Annotated in this window: 13 protein-coding genes and 1 tRNA gene; 3 read left to right on the top strand and 11 right to left on the bottom strand. The window is 40.5% G+C overall.

Annotated features, from left to right (window positions below; translation table 11 throughout):
- Positions 1 to 66 precede the first annotated feature (66 nt).
- From ACHFIY_RS13255 to ACHFIY_RS13225, 7 genes are all read right to left on the bottom strand, one after another.
- Positions 67 to 8,511, bottom strand: a complete 8,445-nt coding sequence (locus ACHFIY_RS13255) for a beta strand repeat-containing protein (protein WP_410846585.1) — start codon at positions 8,509 to 8,511, stop codon at positions 67 to 69.
- 1,308 nt (positions 8,512 to 9,819) lie between these two features.
- Complete coding sequence (locus ACHFIY_RS13250) at positions 9,820 to 10,221, bottom strand: hypothetical protein (protein WP_410846584.1); 402 nt, start codon at positions 10,219 to 10,221, stop codon at positions 9,820 to 9,822.
- Between the two features lie 351 nt (positions 10,222 to 10,572).
- A tRNA-Asn gene (locus ACHFIY_RS13245) sits at positions 10,573 to 10,646 on the bottom strand.
- Positions 10,647 to 10,707: 61 nt separating this feature from the next.
- Positions 10,708 to 11,055 carry a Rieske (2Fe-2S) protein gene (locus ACHFIY_RS13240; RefSeq protein ID WP_410846583.1) on the bottom strand — a complete coding sequence of 116 codons (348 nt, stop codon included), beginning with the start codon at positions 11,053 to 11,055 and terminating at the stop codon, positions 10,708 to 10,710.
- 52 nt (positions 11,056 to 11,107) lie between these two features.
- Positions 11,108 to 12,301, bottom strand: a complete 1,194-nt coding sequence (gene hflX / locus ACHFIY_RS13235) for a GTPase HflX (protein ID WP_410846582.1) — start codon at positions 12,299 to 12,301, stop codon at positions 11,108 to 11,110.
- Positions 12,302 to 12,545: 244 nt separating this feature from the next.
- Positions 12,546 to 13,343: a hypothetical protein gene (locus ACHFIY_RS13230; protein ID WP_410846581.1), complete on the bottom strand. Its 798-nt coding sequence runs from the start codon at positions 13,341 to 13,343 to the stop codon at positions 12,546 to 12,548.
- Between the two features lie 159 nt (positions 13,344 to 13,502).
- The gene (locus ACHFIY_RS13225) at positions 13,503 to 13,952 is read right to left on the bottom strand and encodes a hypothetical protein (protein WP_410846580.1); all 450 of its coding nucleotides are present in this window, start codon (positions 13,950 to 13,952) and stop codon (positions 13,503 to 13,505) included.
- A gap of 432 nt (positions 13,953 to 14,384) precedes the next feature.
- Here ACHFIY_RS13225 and ACHFIY_RS13220 point away from each other — a divergent pair, with 432 nt between their 5' ends.
- Together ACHFIY_RS13220 and ACHFIY_RS13215 are read left to right on the top strand one after the other, a co-directional pair.
- A complete protein-coding gene (locus ACHFIY_RS13220) occupies positions 14,385 to 14,564 on the top strand; it encodes a hypothetical protein (protein WP_410846579.1) in 180 nt (59 codons plus the stop codon).
- A 93-nt stretch (positions 14,565 to 14,657) separates the two neighbouring features.
- The gene (locus tag ACHFIY_RS13215; protein ID WP_410846578.1) at positions 14,658 to 14,972 is read left to right on the top strand and encodes a Uma2 family endonuclease; all 315 of its coding nucleotides are present in this window, start codon (positions 14,658 to 14,660) and stop codon (positions 14,970 to 14,972) included.
- Between the two features lie 77 nt (positions 14,973 to 15,049).
- On the opposite strand, the gene obgE is transcribed toward ACHFIY_RS13215, so the two are convergent.
- Complete coding sequence (obgE, locus tag ACHFIY_RS13210) at positions 15,050 to 16,048, bottom strand: GTPase ObgE (RefSeq protein ID WP_410846577.1); 999 nt, start codon at positions 16,046 to 16,048, stop codon at positions 15,050 to 15,052.
- Between the two features lie 334 nt (positions 16,049 to 16,382).
- Complete coding sequence (locus ACHFIY_RS13205; protein ID WP_410846576.1) at positions 16,383 to 16,601, bottom strand: PspC domain-containing protein; 219 nt, start codon at positions 16,599 to 16,601, stop codon at positions 16,383 to 16,385.
- A 202-nt stretch (positions 16,602 to 16,803) separates the two neighbouring features.
- Here ACHFIY_RS13205 and ACHFIY_RS13200 point away from each other — a divergent pair, with 202 nt between their 5' ends.
- Positions 16,804 to 19,572 (top strand): bifunctional aconitate hydratase 2/2-methylisocitrate dehydratase, encoded by a 2,769-nt coding sequence (locus ACHFIY_RS13200; protein ID WP_410846575.1) that lies wholly within the window; start codon positions 16,804 to 16,806, stop codon positions 19,570 to 19,572.
- A 129-nt stretch (positions 19,573 to 19,701) separates the two neighbouring features.
- Here the strand turns inward: ACHFIY_RS13200 and ACHFIY_RS13195 are convergent, their stop codons facing one another.
- Both ACHFIY_RS13195 and ACHFIY_RS13190 read right to left on the bottom strand, forming a co-directional pair.
- The gene (locus ACHFIY_RS13195) at positions 19,702 to 19,854 is read right to left on the bottom strand and encodes a hypothetical protein (protein ID WP_410846574.1); all 153 of its coding nucleotides are present in this window, start codon (positions 19,852 to 19,854) and stop codon (positions 19,702 to 19,704) included.
- Positions 19,836 to 20,246 (bottom strand): transposase, encoded by a 411-nt coding sequence (locus ACHFIY_RS13190; RefSeq protein WP_410846573.1) that lies wholly within the window; start codon positions 20,244 to 20,246, stop codon positions 19,836 to 19,838. The genes ACHFIY_RS13195 and ACHFIY_RS13190 overlap by 19 nt, the downstream gene beginning before the upstream one ends.
- Between the last annotated feature and the right edge of the window lie 137 nt (positions 20,247 to 20,383).

The raw sequence follows: 20,383 nt of genomic DNA, 5'->3' as shown, positions 1-20,383 counted from the left end.
TCCATCCCTGCCCTTATTAGCATCCCCATATTACTGGCTTCCAAACTCCACTTGAGGGGTTGGGGACTACTCAACCGTTACACTTGTTTCATAAACCACTTGCTTGCTATTTGCTGAGCCGATGGTAATATTGTACATCCCTGTTGCCAACTTGCTGTTGATGCTCAATGCAAGTACAGCACTGCCGCCATTATGGCTTACTGCTTCCTCATGCACTTTCTGCCCAAGGCTGTTGTAAATGCTCACGGTGTATTTGCCCGCATTAACATTCTCCAGTTTCACGTTCAGTTTGCTGTTGATTACAGGGTTAGGATACAATGTGAATTGTGAGTTTTCAGTAGCGAGCGTTACACTTGTTACATTACTGTAAGCAATGCTGCCATCAAAACTTGTGGCTTTGATGCGGTAGTAAGTTGTGCCTGATGCCACATTGTTGTCCACTGCGCTATAACTAGCACTGGCCGTGTTCTTGGCTGTTACTGTTGCTATTTTTGTGTATGCTGCACCGTTTGTTGATTTCTCTACTGTGTAGCCTGCTACTTTGTTTTCACCTATTGTATTCCAACTTACAGTTGCTGCGCCATCTTTCAATGTTGCACTAGCCGTGATGCTGTTAACAGACAAAATTGTAGGCTTGAACACGATACTGAACCTATCTTGATAGCTAGCCGCTACCGCATTGTCGGCAGTAAATGTTATCGTGTTCACTGCAGGTTGCAAAGCTGTGGCTGTTTTCAAGTAGCTGTCATAAACAAAGGCTGTCAAGCCACCACCGTTGTAGGCTGTGGCATCTACTTGCAACTGGTATTTGGCTTTTGAAAACCCATCAAGCAACAGGCCAATGATATCGTCCTTCGTGCCTGGCTTGCGTCCGTAAATGCTAAGGCTGTTGCTGCCTTGTTTTATAGACAGGTTGTCAGAAGCATTTGGCAACTTAGGTACATCTATGTTTCCATCATAGCTATTGCTAAAGCTGCTATCGAATGCCAATGTGGCTTTATCCATTTTCCAGAAAGTAGTGTCCACACCGCCTATTTGTTTCAAAAGCGTAAGCACCATCTTGCTTAGGCTACCGCTGCCAAACACGTATGTTTTGGCACTGCTAGGTGCTTTAGAAGTCTCTGTAAACACCAACTTAGGGTTGGCTGGCAAAACAGTTTTCTTGTTCTGGATAAAGATAGCCTGCCCTGCCTGAATATAGTTAGGGGCAGTAGTAGGGTTGCCGGCTTGGTACCCGCCTGCTGTGCCATAATTAGGATCTAGGTAATAGTAGTAATTCTCAATATTGGCACTACTGTCACTAACAATCTTCCAGTCCACAGGGCATACATACGGGTTAGCCACTAGGTTAAAGCTAGAATCGTTTGCTGTGGTCAAGCCATAAGGCTTGCTTGCAAAAGCAGTAACATTAGTGCTTCTACTATTGATATTTGTTACGCCGGTGGAATCGAGCGTAACCCTGCCTGTGATCAACTGACCTTTTGCACGCAGCGCGGTGGCATTGTACATCAATAAGCCATTAGGGGTATTGTCTATTGGCGTGCCATATAGGTTAAAAGTCCTGTCGCCCCTTACCAGCAGCCTGAAACCTTGGAATGGATTCAAAGCCAAGCCTGTGTTCGGGATAGCGTTCCAATTACCCGTTGTGAAGGTATAAGCGGTCTTCACAGCACCGGAGCTCACGTCAAAGCCGTTCCCGTCTGTGCTGATGCTGTTTGGCGTGCTGGTTGTGCCAGCAACAGCCGTACCACCTGTGATGAAAATGCCATAGCCAGGAGTAGTAGCAGTGTTGCCTGTGGTGTTGTTGCCACCTTCCATCCATTGGTTGAAAATGGTGTTGGTTGACCTGTAAACACCCGGTGCAAAATCGCGGTACCTACGGTAGCCCTTAGGTATGTAACGCTCTACCGTAACCCTTGTGCCAGTGATAGTGCCTAATACTGGACCTACTGTACCAGAGGTTAATATGCCAGCTGATTTTAAAGTAAGCAAGCTATCGCCTGCTGCAAAAGTGCCTGCCGAAGGCAAAAGCACACCTACTAGGCTCACATAATTGCCCAAGGTAGTAGTGCCTGTGTTTGTAAGCGTAAGGTTGCTAAGCAAGTTGCTGCTTCCAAGTGTGGTTTGGTCTAAAGAAAGCGTGTTACTTGCCGTGCCATTTATAGCCAAACTAGAAGTGGCAGAACCTTTTATTTTACCTGAACCAGTAAGGGTGTTGAAGGTAAGCGTATTGCCGTTCAAATCTATCGTGCCATTGTTGGTGATGGCATCGGTAGCACCTGTAGAACGGTAGGTTAATGTTTGGGCATAACCTAATTTAACCGTGCTGCCGGAATTGATTATATAATCAATATCGGTGTTGTTTGCAGTTGTAGCAGAATCGTTCACCAATTGTGTACCTGATTTTTGGAACACTACTTTGCCATGCAAAAAGGCATTTGTACTTGCGATGCTTGTATAAAACTTGGCACTTGCGCCTATACTCAAATTGCCGCTTAGGTTAAGGATGGTTGGGTAAGCAAGGCTAGATACCGAGTTACTAGCACTAGCGAAGTCGAATATACCAGTACCTGTTACCGTTACATTTCCTGGAACAGTTATGTTCTCTTGCATGGTTGGGTAGGTAGCATTTGGCGTGGCACCAATCAATTTACCACCGCTGCTTACCACAATATTGCCAAAGGTATTGGTCAATACACTACCAAGTGTACTGATAAGCGAAAATGAACCAGTATTCGTGTTGGTTATTGTTAATGTACCCGACGTACCAAAACTAGAGGAATTAATTACCTGTGTTACTGTTTGGCTTGGGCAGTTCCAAGTGAAATTGCCAAATGTCCTTGTATAGCCAGAGGACAATGCAGTACTAGTAACCCCTGTGATATTACAAGTAGATGATGCGTTCCAAGTGGCAGATGGCAATGCACCACCATTTACGGTATGATAATAGTTGCTACCTGCACCGAAGGTTAGCGTACCACCATTAAAGCTTGTAAACGCCGTACCCAAAGAAGATCCGTTGATGAACGAACCATTGACCATCACTTGCTGGCTTGAAGAAAACATTGACAATGATGCCGCAGAACCAGACAAGAAAAGGGTTGCACCAGTTGGCACTGTAAATGTGCCTTCTTCTACATAAGCAGTACCATATACAGAATCTACACCAGAAGCGGCACATCCTGCAGGGTTGGAAAGCGTAAGGTTCCAATAATTCAAGGCAGGAATAGATTGTGCTGTGCCAGAACCATTGAACGAAACGGTAGAATTTGTACCTGCATTAGCATTCGTGCCAGCAGCAATGGTGAAATTGTTATTGATACCGATAGTACCTGTTATTGTTTTATCAGCACCAGAACCGCCACTCAAAGAAAGATTAGAGTAAGTGGTTTGTGCCAACGTTTGTGGTATAGTGCCGCTATAGCTTACGGTACTACCCGTGGCAATACTTGTAAACACAGGTACTACCGCGTTTTTCCAGTCAAGCGTGGCAGTAGCTCCAATACCAATACCCAAGCCGCCGTTGGTGGTTGTGTTGATGGTGGCAGTACTAGGTACAGTCAACTTGCCATTGGTAAGCAATATGGATGAATTATACCCTAAAAACCAGTTGGCTGGCAGCGTTAATGTTGCAGCACCCGTAAAGTTCCAGATATAATTAGAGTCGCTCATTGTGGCTGGCGATGTGCCACCTATAAGGGTAGAACTGGTTGTCCAAGAAGATGGAGTAAGGATATTGCTGCTATTGCTACCGCCTTTATAATAAACGGTTTGCGGTGTAGAGCAATAACCAGTAACACGCACATATTTTGTAACACCACCTGTTGTGGTAATCTTTACGCTATCGTCGTAAGTGCCACCTACTGTTGGCTTGAACCTAACGTAGATAACTTGTACAGACCTTGTAGATGTATCAAACAAATCCTGCTGCGTTACCGTGTAAGGTGTGCTGTTGGCATATGGGGTAGAAAAAGAACTAGATGTAGAAATTTCAAAACCAACTGGGGGCGTAACCGTAACACCACCTGTACCAATGAACTTGCCAGCAAAGGCAAAAGAATTGTTGCCTGAATTGGTAGAAGCAACATTAGCGATAGTGGTCGGGAAAGTACTATTGAATGTTGTGCCATGGTACTTAGAACTTATAAACGTATAAGGTGTTTGCGAAGCGGATGGAGCAAATGCAACAGCCCTAAGGTTTGCATAAGGTGTTGTTTTTGTAGCCCAATTCAGCGTAGCACTTAAACCACCATTGTCTGTTAAACTAATAATACTATCCTGATCGGCCTGACCAATAGAGTAATAGTTGCCAAGCGTTGTGGCATATAAAATTGTTTTTTGGCCTGAAAAATCGCCAACAATACTCCTACCCCTAAGGTTTAGGCCAGAAATAACCATACGGCCTAGAAGGGTGTATTTGCCTGTGGCATTATTAAAATAATATTTCAAAATACCGCCACCATTTGCATCTGGAGTAGAGGCCCCTGTAACAAAGTTATTGGCATCGTCATCCGCCACATACATGGTATCGCCAGTTGGGTTGAAGGTATAGCCGTAAGGGCTGGCACTTTTAGTTTGGTTCATGGCATTTGCGTAACCAGTACTATCAGCTACCAAGGTAGTACCCAAAGTACCATTATCACGCAATGAAGATATATCGCCAAAGTAATCAATCCCTATATTGCCTGTTGCTGCAGAAGCACCCCATAGCTTACCATTGAAAATGGTGAGCGACCTAGCATTTACACCAGAATATTGGTTGGCACTGTTATCTGTAACATCATTAAAATAATAGAACCCATTGGCACCCACCGCCCATAGCCTAGTACCATCCGATGCTACGCTGCGTATATTGTTGCCACCTAAGAAATTGGCTGCAAAAGGCACAGACGCAATACCAGTAAAGTCAACTTTGCCTATAACACGGAAATCGTTTTTATTGGTAGGCGAAGCACCAGGGTTAGTACCAGCTACGCTAGTCCTACCTTCGTATGCATTATAGCCAGGCACAACTAAAGATTTACCATCTGAAGACAAGGTCATATACCCTTCAGATGTGGCAGTGCCACTTGCTGTTAAGCTATAGTTGGCATCTTGTGGCCAAACGCCTTTTGAGTAAGGCATAGGGATTGACCTCACCAAATTGCCCGTAGTTTTATTAAATTCATCAATAAATATCCTTGTGGCAGCACTTGTGGAGGTAGTAGCATAACTTGTATTTACACGGTAGCAAACCAAGTTGCCTGTACCAAAAGCAGTAGCAGTAGGCACTAACAATGTATCAGCCACAGTAGCAGCGGCAGCACAGCCGTTGGTAGCTGTAACTGTACAGTTTATTTTGTCTTGGTCTGCCCAAGTAATTAAATTCTCTGAATAAGTAGCCGTATTAGCACCGTTTGAACCTGTAACGGTAACTGGTGTGCCATTTTTTGTCCATTGATAGGTAGAAGCTACAATACCAGTACCTGAAACAGCCACGGTAAATGTATCCATCTGTGCTGTGTAATGTACAATATGGTTTGCTGTAACGGTAACTGTTGGTGCAAGTGTAATAGTAATTAACCCAGAAACATTACTATTGGTAGAACCGCCAAAAGAGTTGATAACCGCACAATAGTAATATAAAGTACCTGCAGTAGCAGTAGAAGGCGTGTAACTAGCAGCAGTAGCACCACTAATTAAAGTACCGCCTGTATTGGCATTGGCAGCATTGCTATACCATTGGTAACCTGAAATAGTACCGGAACCAGGGATGGTAGAAGCAACTGTAAGCGCTGTTACCGAACCGCTTATTGTATTTTGGCAATAAGAAGCTGGAGTGGTAGAAGGTTGCGTAGTAACAGTAGGGTTAGTTACTGCCGATACACTAGCAGACAAATTAACCGTTAAGCTAGCAGCACCCGTAGAAGCTATCGTAAGCACATCTGTATAGCTGTTAACAGTCTTTCCGCTTTTTAGCCTAACATATATTGGCGTATTGGCCAAATTGCTGGAAGAAAGCGTGATAGAGCTTAAAGCAGTGCTGAAATCTGATGCAGTAGAAATATCAAAATTGCTAGAAGCAAGGGTGAAAGTAACAGTGCCACCAGATGTAAGACCATATCCATTTAAGCGGAATGTAGCATTGGTTTGAGTACCGTTTGCAGCACCCACAGTGTAAGTCATATTGGTTGTAAGCGCTGTGCTGTCTTGCACCAATGTAGGTGCAGGGGCAAAGTCTATACCTTTAATAGTTGCAGGCGAAGTAGCTGTATATAAAGTAACGTTGTTGCCTGTAGTTATATTAATAGATTGGTTATAACCACCTGCATCGTATAATTTAACGATACTATTAGCGGCAGTAGCACCTGTTCCTGTAGATACAAATAGGTTAGCACCTGCTCCAAATGCTTGGGCGCATAAACCAAAACCACCAAATGAAGTTGTATATGTACCATTTGCTGTCCAAGAACCAGAAACCAATGAGTACTTGTAAATGGTACCTGCTGTAGCAGTAGTAGCATCCAAAACATACAATACATCATAAGTTGAACCATTGCTACCAGATTGTATCAAATAAAAATCTTGGCGAGTAGATGCATTTGGAATATTAGCACTAAGGTTAGTGTAAGTTGCACCAGTTGCAGTTGCAATAGTTCCAACTAATGTATTAGTTGAAGTAGCACTTGCAGAAAATGCATAAACCGTGCCACCAAACGCCTTTACACCTCTGTAATTACCAGATGGGCTAGCAGTAGAAGTTCCATTACTATAAAAACCACCATTGTCACCGATAAAATAGGTTGAGTTATTTACCGTAGTTGCACTCCTAGCCTGATTTGTACCAGTTCCCGTATAAGTAGTCGCCAAGGCAAAATTCTTAGCATTGTCGAAAGTAACAACCCCTTTGGTCTGAATAGTGTTAATATTTCCTGCTGTAGTTGTAGTATTATGACCAGTGAATACAGCATATCTACCATCATTACTATGTGATAGGTATAAAGTAGAAGATGCACTACCGGAGGAACGAATTGCATTTGCACCGGTTGCCCCAACAGAAATATTTGAAACTGGCGAACTTTGAGAACCTGTTCCACTTAAAACTTCAATAAGAGAAACTGTAGTATTGCTTGAACCATTATCAGCAGCTACCAATGCGGCTAAATTACCAGAAGCAAAAGGCGTAACCAATGGGTTAACCGTTCCACTCAAAGCAATGGTTTGCGTGGTAGCACCACCACCTGAAATACTCAATGTTTCATTATAGCTATTTGCAGAAAGGCCTGCTTTCAAGCGTACATAGATAGTTGTAGAACCCAAAGTTGGTATAGTGAAGGCCAATGTTTTTGAACTGCCATATGTGCTGCCACCATCTGTTGAAACCTCAAAACTAGTAAGGCCATTAAAAGTAAGCGGGCTACTAGTAAGGTTTGAACCAGAAGCAGCAAAACTGCTGGCAGCACCAGGGCCAGAACCAACTGTGTAGGCAGCAGTAGTGATAGGGGTAGAAGGAGTAAGTGTAATGGTTGGCGTTGGGGCAGTAACTGTGCCACTCAAAGTTATATTCTGCGTAGTAGCACCGCCACCTGAAATATGTAATGTTTCGTTGTAAGTTGTTGCAGAGAGACCCGATTTCATACGTACACTAATAGTAGTTGAACCGAGTGTTGGTATAGTGAAAGCAAGTGTTTTGCTGGTGCCAAAAGTGGTTCCACCATCGGTAGAAACCTCAAAATTGGTTAAGTTATCAAAAGTTAAAGGGCTACTGGTTAATGAAGCACCTGAAACCGAAAACGTATTCGCCGTTGCTGGACCAGAACCTGCAACATAAGTAGTTGTTGCTATTGAACTGGTAGAGGGAGTAATTGTTGGGGTAGATGCAGTTCCAGTTAAAACAACATCATCTAATCTTACAGATATTGCAGTACCAGACTTTGTCCAACGCAACTTTAAAGTACTTATTTGTGCAGCAGAAGGTAAAGATATTGTAGGGGCTAAATACCATCCTGTTGCGGCATTTGCAGCTTCATTAAATGTAAAGGGCACATTTTGATATGCAGAGCCATCCCAATAATCAACAGTAAAAGTTGGTAATACAGTAGTTGATTCTTTACGATACGCAAATTTGAGGCTTAAACTTGTATACCCGGAAGCATTAATACCTTCAATTGCAAATCCTATTGGTGTAGTTGCAGTTGTAAAGAAAACATTACCACTAGCAGATGAACCTGTATATCCACTAGAGGCGTTTGTATTTCTACAATCTGCTGAATTCGTTACACCACCATTAGAATAAGTTAACGTACCACTATTCTGAAAAGTATTGGCTATAATAGCAGTTGTTGCAGTAGGAGAACCCATGTTTTCAGAGAAAATGGTAGTCTGCCCCCAACTAACCATAGGCATCCCTACCACAAACGCAAAAAATACCATTACTGGCAGCAGCCATTTAAGTAACTTTTTGTCTGTTTTTTGCCTGCGTCCTTTTACCAAAGGCGGGGGGCTTACATTAACTGTGTACTGTTGTTTCATAAATAACAATGTGGGTTAATAATTAAATGCTGAAGTGCATTTGCTAGAAACTGGGTTTTATGGCCAGTTTCTAACGGCGGCAAAGCTATATTGCTGCTTTACCCAAAGGCTTTTTGGCGTGTTATCAAATTATTACCTAATTGTTACCTATGGCATAACAATAAATTAACACAGGAAAAATTGGGAGTATATGTGTACTGGAAAGGTTGGCATATAGGTAGCATAAGCATATGGCAAGTGCTGCAATACCATCCCAGTTATCATAAAGCAGGAGAAAAAATATTGCCGCATTGCTTAATAAATTTCCTGCGGGAATCGTTACAATCTCGTTGTTTTTTTCATATAAGCTAATCGTTAACGCTACTATTATATATAAAATTCTAAAGTTAAAATCCTTAGTATTAATTCCCCTCACTAAGAAATTAATCCTCGCATTACTCTCTTAAACTAATAAAACAAACTCATTGTATTTTTTCATTCTTAGGATAATGTTTTAAAGAAATTTGTATGTTATAGCAAAGCTGTTTGTTAACTAATGCGAAATTATACGCCACTACCATATTTTTAGGGTGCATAAAACTTTTTCGCTTTGTCCTGATACCCCCAATCTATAAAAACTTTATCTTTGTGCTAGAAATGCATTTTATACAAACTATTTACAAAACTAGTGTCTTGGCATCCCAATCGTAGCTCTTTTTTTACTAATATTAAGATAGTTGTAGTCCCAAAATTTGGTCTTGAATTTATGTCTATAAAATATGCACAAATCACTCAAAAACAAGCATAAAATGAGCATAAAATGAGCATAAAATAAGCAAAAATTACGCATGAAATGCGCATCAAATACGCACAAATTACGCATAAAAATTTGGTGTTATCATTGATAATCAATGGCTTACAAGGCAGGTGACAATTTTTGAAAAAAAGAAACAACTTAAAAATCCCACAAAAATGGCAAAACTGAAACTATTTTAATAAAAAGCAAGATAAAAAATATATTATAAAAAATATGCAAATATTATCCCCTTGTCCTGTTCCTGTTACCTTTTCCTTTTGAAAGCTTGTCCCGGTCATTCGGGAGTGGTAATGTTGGGCTAGGTTGATTTTTAATAAAAAAAGCTAAAAAAAACTTTTATGCACCCTTTAAAAGAATTACGTAATTTTTCTATTACAATGCATTTTTTATTAATTCATCATAAATACATTTACATCCCATTGGCTGTAGATAGGTAACTGCGTGTAAGGCAAATTTTGCAAATAAGGAAACGGACCAAACTCTGTTGTGATAGTTGTTGGCATGCCATTAATTTAATTCTTTTTAATGAGTGATGTCCACCAACCCAAATGCGTTTGTACTATGCTTTGCCATTCCGGCGCTCTTGGATCCATTACTTTTGGCCCCTCTGTAAAACCTACTCTTGAATGTAAATGGCTAGCATGCAATATTGCTTTTTCAACCGCTTCTAATTGGTCGTCAAGCATTGTTTCCGCCACGCAATACCAATGAGAAGCATCAAGGCACAACTGAAGTGATGGATATTTATCCAGATATGTTTTTGTAACATGTGCCGCAAAACTAACTTTGCCTCTATGGGTTTCGTGTAGTGTAGTGTAACCTAAATTAAACCCGGATTTTGCAATTGACTTCGTTATGAAAGGCTCAAATGCAATAAAGACAAGTATTTGAGCCGAATTTTTGGTCGAAAACATAGTGTACTATGGCAAGGCCAAAAAATCAAGCAAATGCTTGTCTTTGAAGTAGTTGGGGTTTGCAATAGATTTCAACTGCAAAATCCGGGTTAAATATACTTGAGTAAAAAACAAATCCTATTTTCTACTAAAGTATAATGATTCTTGTTTCGATGGCTAATTATTTCTAGGCAGTGTAAATCAAACCAAAAACTAGTCAGCACATAAAGAAACTCTTTATATAAAGTTGTTAGCAAGGACAATCATTTGAGTTATTTTCTTTTAGTTAGTTTTCAATTTTAGCTCGGGTCGCATTTCTGGTCACATAAAAAAGCAGTTAGAAATACGTTTCTAACTGCTTGATAATGAATGCTCCCGAATCTGGACTTGAACCAGAGACCCTCTGATTAACAGTCAGATGCTCTAACCAACTGAGCTATTCGGGAGTACCTATGCCCCTTTCGGGGTTGCAAAAATAGGGGGATGTTATTTAATGGCAAAAAAAAATTAGCCCCAATTGAAAAAACTTTTTTCTTCCATGCCAATATACACCCCATCTGCCCTTTCTTCTACTACATATGCCTTTAAAAAATAGCCTTCGCCAGAGGTATTGCGCCCATTTTGCATATTAAAGGTATATCTGTGTAGGGGGCAAACGACCTGCCCTAAAGCATTTATGTACCCTTCTGCCATTATACCACTTGCATGGGGGCATTTATAGGCAAATGCAGCTAGTGTGTCATTGTGCCTTGCTACTGTTATTTTTTTGCGGCTAACTTCTACTACGCACATATTGTTGGCTTGAAAAGGCAACGCTTCTAAACTTTCTGCTATTTTATACCATATATAAGTCATAAGTGGCAAGTGATAAGTCGAAGGTATTGTAGAGGATACTCCTATTCAAAATTTAAAATGTAGCATTTAAAGTATCCTTGTAAGGATACCGGACAGCATATATCTCCCTCACTTTATTTACTATTACCTCACGCAGTAAATCAATATTGTTTCGCTCAGAAGCTGATATAAATACACAATTACCATTTGTTTCCCGCTCCCATTTTTCTTTTAGTTCTAAAAGTAAATCCTGCTTTACTTCAGAAGATAGCCATTCGTCAAAATATTCCCCTTCATATAAGTCCATCTTATTAAAAATGGTAATAATCGGCTTGTCGAATGCTTTCAGTTCTTGCAAGGTTTTGTTTACAACCCCTATTTGGTCTTCGTATAATATGTGAGATGTGTCAACCACATGCAGCAATATATCGGCTTCTCTTACCTCGTCCAATGTGCTTTTAAAGCTTTCTACCAAATGGTGCGGCAATTTCCGTATAAAACCAACAGTGTCGCTCAACAGAAAAGGGGTGTTTTCAAACACTACTTTGCGTGTGGTCGTGTCTAGCGTGGCAAATAGCTTGTTCTCGGCAAATACTTCGCTTTTGCTAAGCAATGTCATCAGGGTGCTTTTGCCTACGTTGGTATAGCCCACCAATGCCACTCGGATAAGCTCGCCCCGCTCTTTCCGCTGGGTAAATGCTTGCTTGTCTATCTCAGCCAACCGTTTGCGCAGCAAGGATATTTTATCTTTTACAATACGCCTATCGGTTTCTATTTCTGTTTCACCAGGGCCACGAGACCCAATGCCCCCACCTTGCCTTTCCAAGTGCTTCCACATGCCTTTTAAGCGGGGGAGTATATATTGGTACTGGGCTAGCTCTACCTGCACTTTGGCTTGTGCTGTCCTTGCCCTACGGGCAAATATGTCCAGTATTAAATCGCTCCTGTCTATGGTTTTTACTTTTACTTCTGTTTCTATATTGATAATCTGGGAACCCGTGAGTTCGTCATCAAATATTACAAGCCCAATATTTTTGCTTTGCACATAGTTTTTTATTTCTTCCAACTTGCCCTTGCCTACAAACGTTTTGCTATCTGGCCGTTCCATTTTCTGGGTAAACCGCTTGATGGTAACTGCACCTGCCGTTTCTGCCAAAAATGCTAATTCATCCATATATTCTTCTACCTGCTCGGGTGTTTGGCCTTGTTGAACAAGACCTACCAATATGGCCCTTTCTTCTTCTTTTATTTTTTGTTTCTCTATCAAAATTCTTTATTGCTTTTTACAAAAGTACGCTTGTATTTTCATCCGTTTAGAAATGAAGCATGTATATTTTTTTTCAGTTCGGCGTAGGGTTGCCAACTTTTTGAAGGTTGGCAACCCTACGCCGAACTGCACTATCCTTTTTTCCATTTACTTCTTGCTGCTTAGAGCCTTTGTGTCTTTATGGTTAAATAAAAAAACCCTGAAAGCAAATGCAATCAGGGTTTATAAAATAAATTTCTTAAAATCACAATCCGCCAATAGATATGCCAATAGAATAGGAATTGATGGTTGGGCCATAGCCATTCTTGATAACACCCAATATATTATACTCGCCATGCAATGAAAAAACACCGTAGCCTACACGGCCGCTAACAGCTACTTTAGTGCCATTGATGAAACGCTTGTTGCTTACTTTTTGTATATACCCTGTGCCATAATAACTAGCCCCAGCAGCATTTTCCCAATTTTTACCTTTGGTATAAGACTTGATTAATGTGCCTACTTTTATGCCTAAAGCTGCTTTCCAGCCACTGTTTGTATTTTCAGGGTTTTCGTAAAAACGCAACTCAGCAGGTATTTCCAGGTAAATGTTAGTTAATTTGAACTTATTGAAATGGTCGCCGTTGGATCCGTCAGTAAAAGGTAATGTGCTTCCTGTGCCAGCTAAGTTTACCATTTCTTTATCGAAGAAAATATTGCTAGACCCAATACCTGCCCCATAGGCAACGCTATAATGGAGGTTGGTTTTAAATGGCTTGTCGAACATTACATAAAAATTAAAATGCCTGCCAAATCCTTTTGTGCGGATACTATCAGGCCGGCCACTCCAGCCATCATACCCATATTGAACCATGAAATGATCTGCCGGCCTATTGCTTAGGTTTACTTTGCTCCAATCTTTTGCTGGCGCAATTGGTTTGGGTTGTGCTGTTGTAATGGCCTTGCGTATTTTTACTGAGTCTTTCGGGGCTGTTTTGCTTTGTGCATGGATAGCAGAAATGGCAATAAGGGAAACAAATAAAGACGCTACTAATTTTTTCATTCGCTGCTGGTTATATGTGCGGCTTGCTTTTGAACAAGTGTGGCAAAATAAAAGAAATGTATCCATATAAACGGTTAAAATTAACCGAAAAAAAAGGCAGCTATAAAATAGCTACCCCTAATAAACCAATCACTCCCAATTTTTAAAAGCCCCAAAGGTTTAGTTTATTTTTACAAGCACATCTTCTATGTACTTGGTTTTGATTACGATGTCTTTTGTTTGCAGTGTATAATCGTTATCCGTCACTATGCTGAAACTCAACTTATTTACCTCATCTATCCTAGGCAATTGTACTTTTTTATAGAAAGCCTTATTAGTATATTTTTTTTCAAACAATACCTCGCCATTCTCATCTTTAATCACAAATGAAAATGTATTGCCCTTTGCATTGTTGTAGCGTACATCAAATTCCAGCCCATTGCTGCTATTGCCTAAGTACTTTACATCCAATTTGTTCGCTTTCAATGAATCTGCATGTATTTCATTATCGCTAATAGTGCCAAGGTTTACGTTTGCCGCAGATGCTTGCATAGAAAGGAATAAGGCTGCTGCTACTAAATTACCTACAAAAAACCTTTTCGCAATTTTGTTCAAATTTTGCTTTTTCATAACTGTTCAATTTAAAAATTCTTCAAAAAAATTTTTGTTCATACAACAAACGTCCCAGTCAGAGGAGTACCCAATAAATTCAAATGGAAAGCAAGTTTTTTCAATTGGCAGGCCGCATTCGTTATACAGAAGATGTTAGTTTAAAGCCTGCATGCTTACAAATTAATACCCCATGGTAATAAAAGGTAACCCGAAAAGATACTTGAAGTGCCATAAAATAGAATTATTTACTACCAATGTTTATATGAAACCTTTGTTATTATTGCGTTGCAGGGCAATGTTACCAAATTGTTAAGTGCCTTTTTGTTGGCAATGGCTATTATAATTCTTTCTATTTTAACAATAAAAACGACTTATATAAGGGGTTGGGTAGTCAAACTCAAATGAATACGATTAAAGGTTCTTCGTTATTTTTACAAAAAACAATCAGGCATGATAACGAACATAGACCAACTCGATTTTAGCCTCCAATATACTTATGCCGATTACCTAACTTGGCATTTTGAAGAGCGTGTCGAATTGATTAAAGGATGGATTTTCAGGATGAGTCCAGCACCATTGCGCAGCCACCAGGATATTTCATTTGATTTGAGCAGGCAAATAGGCAACTAACTACAAAATAAAAAGTGTAAGGCTTACACTGCCCCGTTTGACGTTAGGCTTACCAACAAGAAAAAAAGCACGAAAAACAAGGATATTGTTTCTGTGGTGCAGCCAGATATTTGTGTGGTTTGCGACTTGGCCAAGCTAGACAAGCGAGGATGCATTGGTGCGCCCGATTGGATAATAGAAATACTTAGCCCAGGCAACACCAACAAAGAAATGAAGGACAAATATTATTTGTACGAGGAAAATGGCGTAAAAGAATATTGGATTGTATATCCCGAATATTATCAAGTAAGCGTGTATGACTTGATAAATGAAAAATATGTTTTAAGGAACAGTTATCATAAAGGGGATGCAATACCCGTAAGTATTTTTGAGGGATTTACGATTGACACAGATAGTTTATTTGAATGAGTTATAAATTAAAAATAGCTTCTAAACCCTTTATAAATATTCGGTTTAAAAGCTATTCGATACAATTACCAAAATACCTATACAGGTTTATTCATTACCTCCCACAAAGCATCTTTTAGTTCCATCAAGCCCTTATTGGTAACAGATGATATGAAATAGTGGGGGATATTCGTGGGTAGTTCCTTACTAATGGCTGCTTTCAGTTCATCATCCAGCATATCGCTTTTGCTGATGGCAATGATGAAATCTTTTTGCAACAATTCAGGGTTATATTCCTCTAATTCATTCAATAAAATAGCAAATTCTTTTTTATGGTCGTTGCTATCGGCTGGTATCAAGAACAACAAACAAGAATTACGCTCAATATGCCGCAAGAACCGATGCCCTAGCCCCTTGCCTTCTGCCGCTCCTTCAATAATTCCTGGCAAATCGGCTATGCAAAAACTTTTGTCATCCCTATACTCTACAATGCCTAGCTGCGGCACAAGCGTAGTAAAAGCGTAATTGGCTATTTTGGGCTTAGCCGCAGTGATGACAGACAACAAAGTTGACTTACCCGCATTGGGGAAGCCTACCAGCCCAACATCGGCCAGCACTTTCAATTCCAAGTTCTTCCAACCTTCCGACCCAGGCTCTCCTGGTTGCGAATGCTCCGGCACCTGATTGGTAGATGTGGCAAAATGCTGATTGCCCAAGCCACCCCTGCCGCCCCGTATCCAAATAACTTCCTGCCCATCTTCCAATATCTCTGCTTCTATTTCGCCCGTTTCTTGGTCACGGGCCACTGTACCCAAAGGTACTTCCAAGATAATATCTTGCCCATCCTTGCCAGTACAATTGCCTTTGCTACCATTAGTGCCATCTTCGGCCAATACATTCTTAAAATAGCGCAAGTGCAGCAATGTCCATAAATTGGAATTGCCACGAAGTTTTATATGTGCGCCCCTGCCGCCGTCGCCGCCATCAGGGCCACCCATTGCCGTAAGTTTATTGCGCATAAAATGCGTTTGGCCTGCCCCGCCATGCCCACTCCGGCAAAAAATGCGTATATAATCTATAAAATTCTTTTCTGACACGGTTATTTTTAAATATTAAATTATATGCAAAATTAAGCTAAAGGCAGGTAGCGGCAAGGTTTTAGTTTAAACTTCGATATTCGGCTACTAGATGGAGGTTATGAAATGGATTTGGGTTAGGAAGGGTTTTCAAATCACTTTACTGTTTCCAAGCCACCTAATTACTTGCTCCCGATAAGGTTTTTAGGGATTTTAATTATTTGACAGAAAGCATAAAGTGCTTTCGTTTTTTTGGCAATAAAAAAATGTAAGGGTGGTTGAGCCCGGCTTAAAGGTTGGAAAGCAGCTTTGGCAAAACGGCTAGTAATTTTTTAAATTTTAGTGTCTTATCTCCCTAATACCTCAACGGGTTCCTCCTTGCGTTCAATATATACTGCTTCATGTTAAGCCAAAAAGCAAGCACCATATAAACAATAACCGGCGAACCCATGGTAAGGAAAGAAATATAGATAAACCACATCCTGATACGGGAGGAAGCTATGCCCAGCTTATCCCCTATTGCAGCGCATACCCCGAATGCATGTACCTCAATAAATTCACGTAACTTTTTCATAATTGTTTGCTTAAACAATGGGCTTATGACTGCAAATTATGGAATTTGTTTAATAAATAGTAAAACACATTTTCTATTGCTTTTCTTTTACCATAAATTCGCCGCAAAATTGAAATAACTACTCCTTAGTTGACCATGTTTTGGGGTTAACCACAACGATTTTATAAACTGCTTTTAATTTGACATTGTAAAAGTTTCCATTATGACTTATAAAGATTACATCAACGAAATTGAAGAGCGAAAAGCACAAGGACTGCATCCAAAGCCAATAGATAGTGATGCTTTGTTAAGCGAAATTATTGAGCAGATAAAAGATGCCAACAATGCATACAGGGCAGATTCATTGCAGTTTTTTATTTACAATACTTTGCCCGGTACCGCAAGTGCTGCCGGCGCAAAAGCAAAGTTTTTAAAAGAAATAATCCTTGGCGAAGCTGTTGTAAAAGAAATTACACCTGCTTTTGCTTTTGAGTTGTTGTCGCACATGAAAGGCGGCCCATCCATTGAAGTGTTGCTCGATTTAGCCTTGGGCAATGATGTAACTATTGCAAAACAAGCGGCTGATGTCCTCAAAACACAAGTATATCTTTACGATGCAGATATTGACCGCTTAAAAGAAGCATTTAAAAACGACAACCCAATTGCCCGGGAAATTCTTGAAAGCTATGCAAAAGCAGAGTTTTTTACTAAACTGCCAGAAGTAGCCGAAGAAATCAAGGTAGTAACTTTTATAGCTGGCGAGGGCGATATTTCTACAGATTTGCTTTCACCGGGTAACCAGGCCCACTCTCGTTCCGACCGTGAACTGCATGGCAAATGTATGATTACCCCCAAGGCGCAAGCGGAAATTGAAGCATTGAAAGCGCAACACCCTGATGCATCTGTGATGCTAATTGCAGAAAAAGGCACAATGGGTGTAGGTTCTTCAAGGATGTCTGGTGTAAACAATGTGGCACTTTGGACAGGTAAACCAGCCAGCCCTTATGTTCCATTTGTAAACATTGCCCCAATTGTGGGTGGTACCAATGGCATTTCTCCCATCTTCCTTACAACAGTTGATGTTACTGGCGGTATTGGTCTTGATTTAAAAAACTGGGTGAAAAAACTAGATGAAAATGGCAAAGTTGTCCGCAACGAAAGTGGCGACCCCATTTTAGAAGAAGTTTATTCAGTGGCCACAGGTACCGTACTTACCATCAACACCAAGAAAAAGAAATTGTACAATGGCGATAAAGAATTGATTGATATCGCTAAGGCTTTTACGCCACAAAAAATGGAGTTTATAAAAGCGGGCGGCTCTTATGCTATTGTATTCGGCAAAAAGATACAAACAGTTGCAGCTAAAATTTTAGATATCGAACCTACGCTTGTATTTGCCCCATCAAAAGAAATTTCTATTGAAGGGCAAGGCCTTACAGCAGTAGAAAAAATATTCAATAGGAATGCTGTAGGTATAACACAAGGTAAGGTACTGCATGCCGGTTCCGATGTTCGTGTAGAAGTAAACATTGTAGGCTCTCAGGATACCACTGGTTTAATGACAGCCCAGGAGCTAGAATCTATGGCAGCTACGGTAATCTCACCCATTGTTGATGGTGCGTACCAGTCAGGATGCCATACCGCTTCTGTATGGGATAAAAAAGCACAGGCAAACATTCCAAAACTCATGAAGTTCATGAACGGTTTTGGTTTAATTACTGCCCGTGACCCTAAAGGGGTTTATCATTCAATGACGGATGTAATCCACAAGGTTTTGAACGATATAACGATAGACGAGTGGGCAATCATCATCGGTGGCGATTCACATACAAGGATGTCTAAAGGTGTAGCTTTCGGAGCAGATTCAGGAACCGTTGCGCTTGCATTGGCCACTGGTGAGGCTTCTATGCCAATTCCAGAATCCGTGAAAGTTACTTTTAAAGGAACCATGAAAGAGTACATGGATTTTAGGGACGTGGTTCATGCTACACAATCCCAAATGCTTCAAAAGTTTGGTGGCGAAAATGTTTTCCAAGGCCGCATTATTGAGGTACATCTGGGAACACTTACGGCAGACCAGGCATTCACCTTTACAGACTGGACAGCAGAAATGAAAGCAAAAGCTTCTATCTGTATTTCTGAAGATGATACCTTAATCGAATCGCTGCAGATTGCAAAAGGTAGGATCCAGATTATGATTGATAAAGGCATGGACAATGTAAAGCAAGTGCTTCAAGGATTAATTAATAAAGCCGATAAAAGAATTGCAGAAATTAAATCTGGCGAAAAACCAGCTTTAACCCCGGATGCAAATGCAAAGTATTATGCGGAAGTAGTTGTTGACTTAGATTTGATTAATGAGCCTATGATTGCAGACCCTGATGTGAACAATGCCGATGTTTCCAAGCGTTATACGCATGATACCATCAGGCCGCTTTCCTACTATGGTGGCGAGAAAAAGGTTGACCTTGGGTTTATTGGTTCCTGCATGGTACACAAAGGCGACATGAAAATTCTTGCCCAAATGCTTAAAAACATTGAAGCCCAGCAAGGTAAGGTTGAATTTAAAGCACCCCTTGTCGTAGCACCGCCTACCTACAATATTGTGGATGAATTAAAAGCCGAAGGCGACTGGGAAGTATTGAGAAAATACGCTGGTTTTGAATTTGATGACTTTGCACCTAAAGCTGCCGCACGTACCACTTACGAAAAAATGTTGTACTTAGAGCGTCCTGGTTGCAACCTTTGCATGGGCAACCAAGAAAAAGCTGCCAAAGGCGATACCGTGATGGCAACCTCTACCCGCTTGTTCCAAGGAAGGGTGGTTGAAGATACAGAAGGCAAAAAAGGCGAATCTTTGCTTTCATCTACACCTGTTGTGGTATTGTCTACCATTCTTGGAAGAACCCCAACAATAGAGGAATATACTGCTGCCGTGGAAGGTATCAACCTTACCAAGTTTGCACCGTCGCACAAGCAGTTGAGTAATTAATAGCTAAATGTTTTTAGCATTTTGTAGCCTCATTCTCTTACATGAGAATGGGGTTGTTTTTTTAGTAGGCTTCCATCCCGGTTCATCAGCCTTCTCGCTGGCGCATCGCCTGTGGCGTGTGCCTTTCGCTTAGATAAAATCAATTTCCAGAACGCCTTTGCCGCCTGCATAATCTATCGCACTGCTATATTTCCAATGCTGTGGTTCTTGTACAAAACCTGAAACGACTGGATTGTTGTGTATATAATTCATCTTTTGTTCTATCACTTCGTAAGACCACAATTCAATTGGTTTATTATGGTGTTGCCAGAATTGATTTTCGCAACATTGCTGTTTTGGCTTGCCGCCCTTTGCATCATCCACAATAGCCATTCTTTCCTGCTTTCCTCATTGTTTTCTTGTATTTGTTTTATCAATTGTTTGGATGTATATTCCTTGAATTTCCCTAACAAAGAATCTGGGTTATTGTCTTTGGCACGTATTATTAAGTGTATATGGCTAGGCATGATACACCAACCATAAATTTCAAGCCCTTTATTTTTTCTGCAATAGTCAAGGCTTTCTACTACCGTTGCGAAATATTTTTCCCGAACAAAAACATCCATCCAATATACTGTTGCAAAACTTACAAAGTACAACCCTGCTTTGTTGTGAAACTTATACTTCCTGCTCATCTTTTTTATGCAATTAACTTGTTTTTATTGTTATGGCAAGCAGAAAATATGTGTGGCAAATTATCTTATCGAAAAGCAGTAATAATCTTCTTTTTACGCTACCGCACGCCTGTGGTCTGGCTTCGCTACGATTTAAT

Source organism: Parasediminibacterium schistidii (genome assembly GCF_046546515.1).
Lineage (GTDB): Bacteria > Bacteroidota > Bacteroidia > Chitinophagales > Chitinophagaceae > Parasediminibacterium.
The sequence above is the reverse complement of the archived record's forward strand: the minus strand, read 5'-3'. Positions and strand labels throughout refer to the sequence as shown.

Excerpts from the sequence above, each read along its gene's own strand:
- ACHFIY_RS13255 (WP_410846585.1), bottom strand. The coding sequence starts at position 8,511 with ATGAAACAACAGTACACAGTTAATGTAAGCCCCCCGCCTTTGGTAAAA.
- ACHFIY_RS13250 (WP_410846584.1), bottom strand. The coding sequence starts at position 10,221 with ATGTTTTCGACCAAAAATTCGGCTCAAATACTTGTCTTTATTGCATTT.
- ACHFIY_RS13240 (WP_410846583.1), bottom strand. The coding sequence starts at position 11,055 with ATGACTTATATATGGTATAAAATAGCAGAAAGTTTAGAAGCGTTGCCT.
- ACHFIY_RS13230 (WP_410846581.1), bottom strand. The coding sequence starts at position 13,343 with ATGAAAAAATTAGTAGCGTCTTTATTTGTTTCCCTTATTGCCATTTCT.
- ACHFIY_RS13225 (WP_410846580.1), bottom strand. The coding sequence starts at position 13,952 with ATGAAAAAGCAAAATTTGAACAAAATTGCGAAAAGGTTTTTTGTAGGT.
- ACHFIY_RS13220 (WP_410846579.1), top strand. The coding sequence starts at position 14,385 with ATGATAACGAACATAGACCAACTCGATTTTAGCCTCCAATATACTTAT.
- ACHFIY_RS13205 (WP_410846576.1), bottom strand. The coding sequence starts at position 16,601 with ATGAAAAAGTTACGTGAATTTATTGAGGTACATGCATTCGGGGTATGC.
- ACHFIY_RS13200 (WP_410846575.1), top strand. The coding sequence starts at position 16,804 with ATGACTTATAAAGATTACATCAACGAAATTGAAGAGCGAAAAGCACAA.
- ACHFIY_RS13190 (WP_410846573.1), bottom strand. The coding sequence starts at position 20,246 with ATGAGCAGGAAGTATAAGTTTCACAACAAAGCAGGGTTGTACTTTGTA.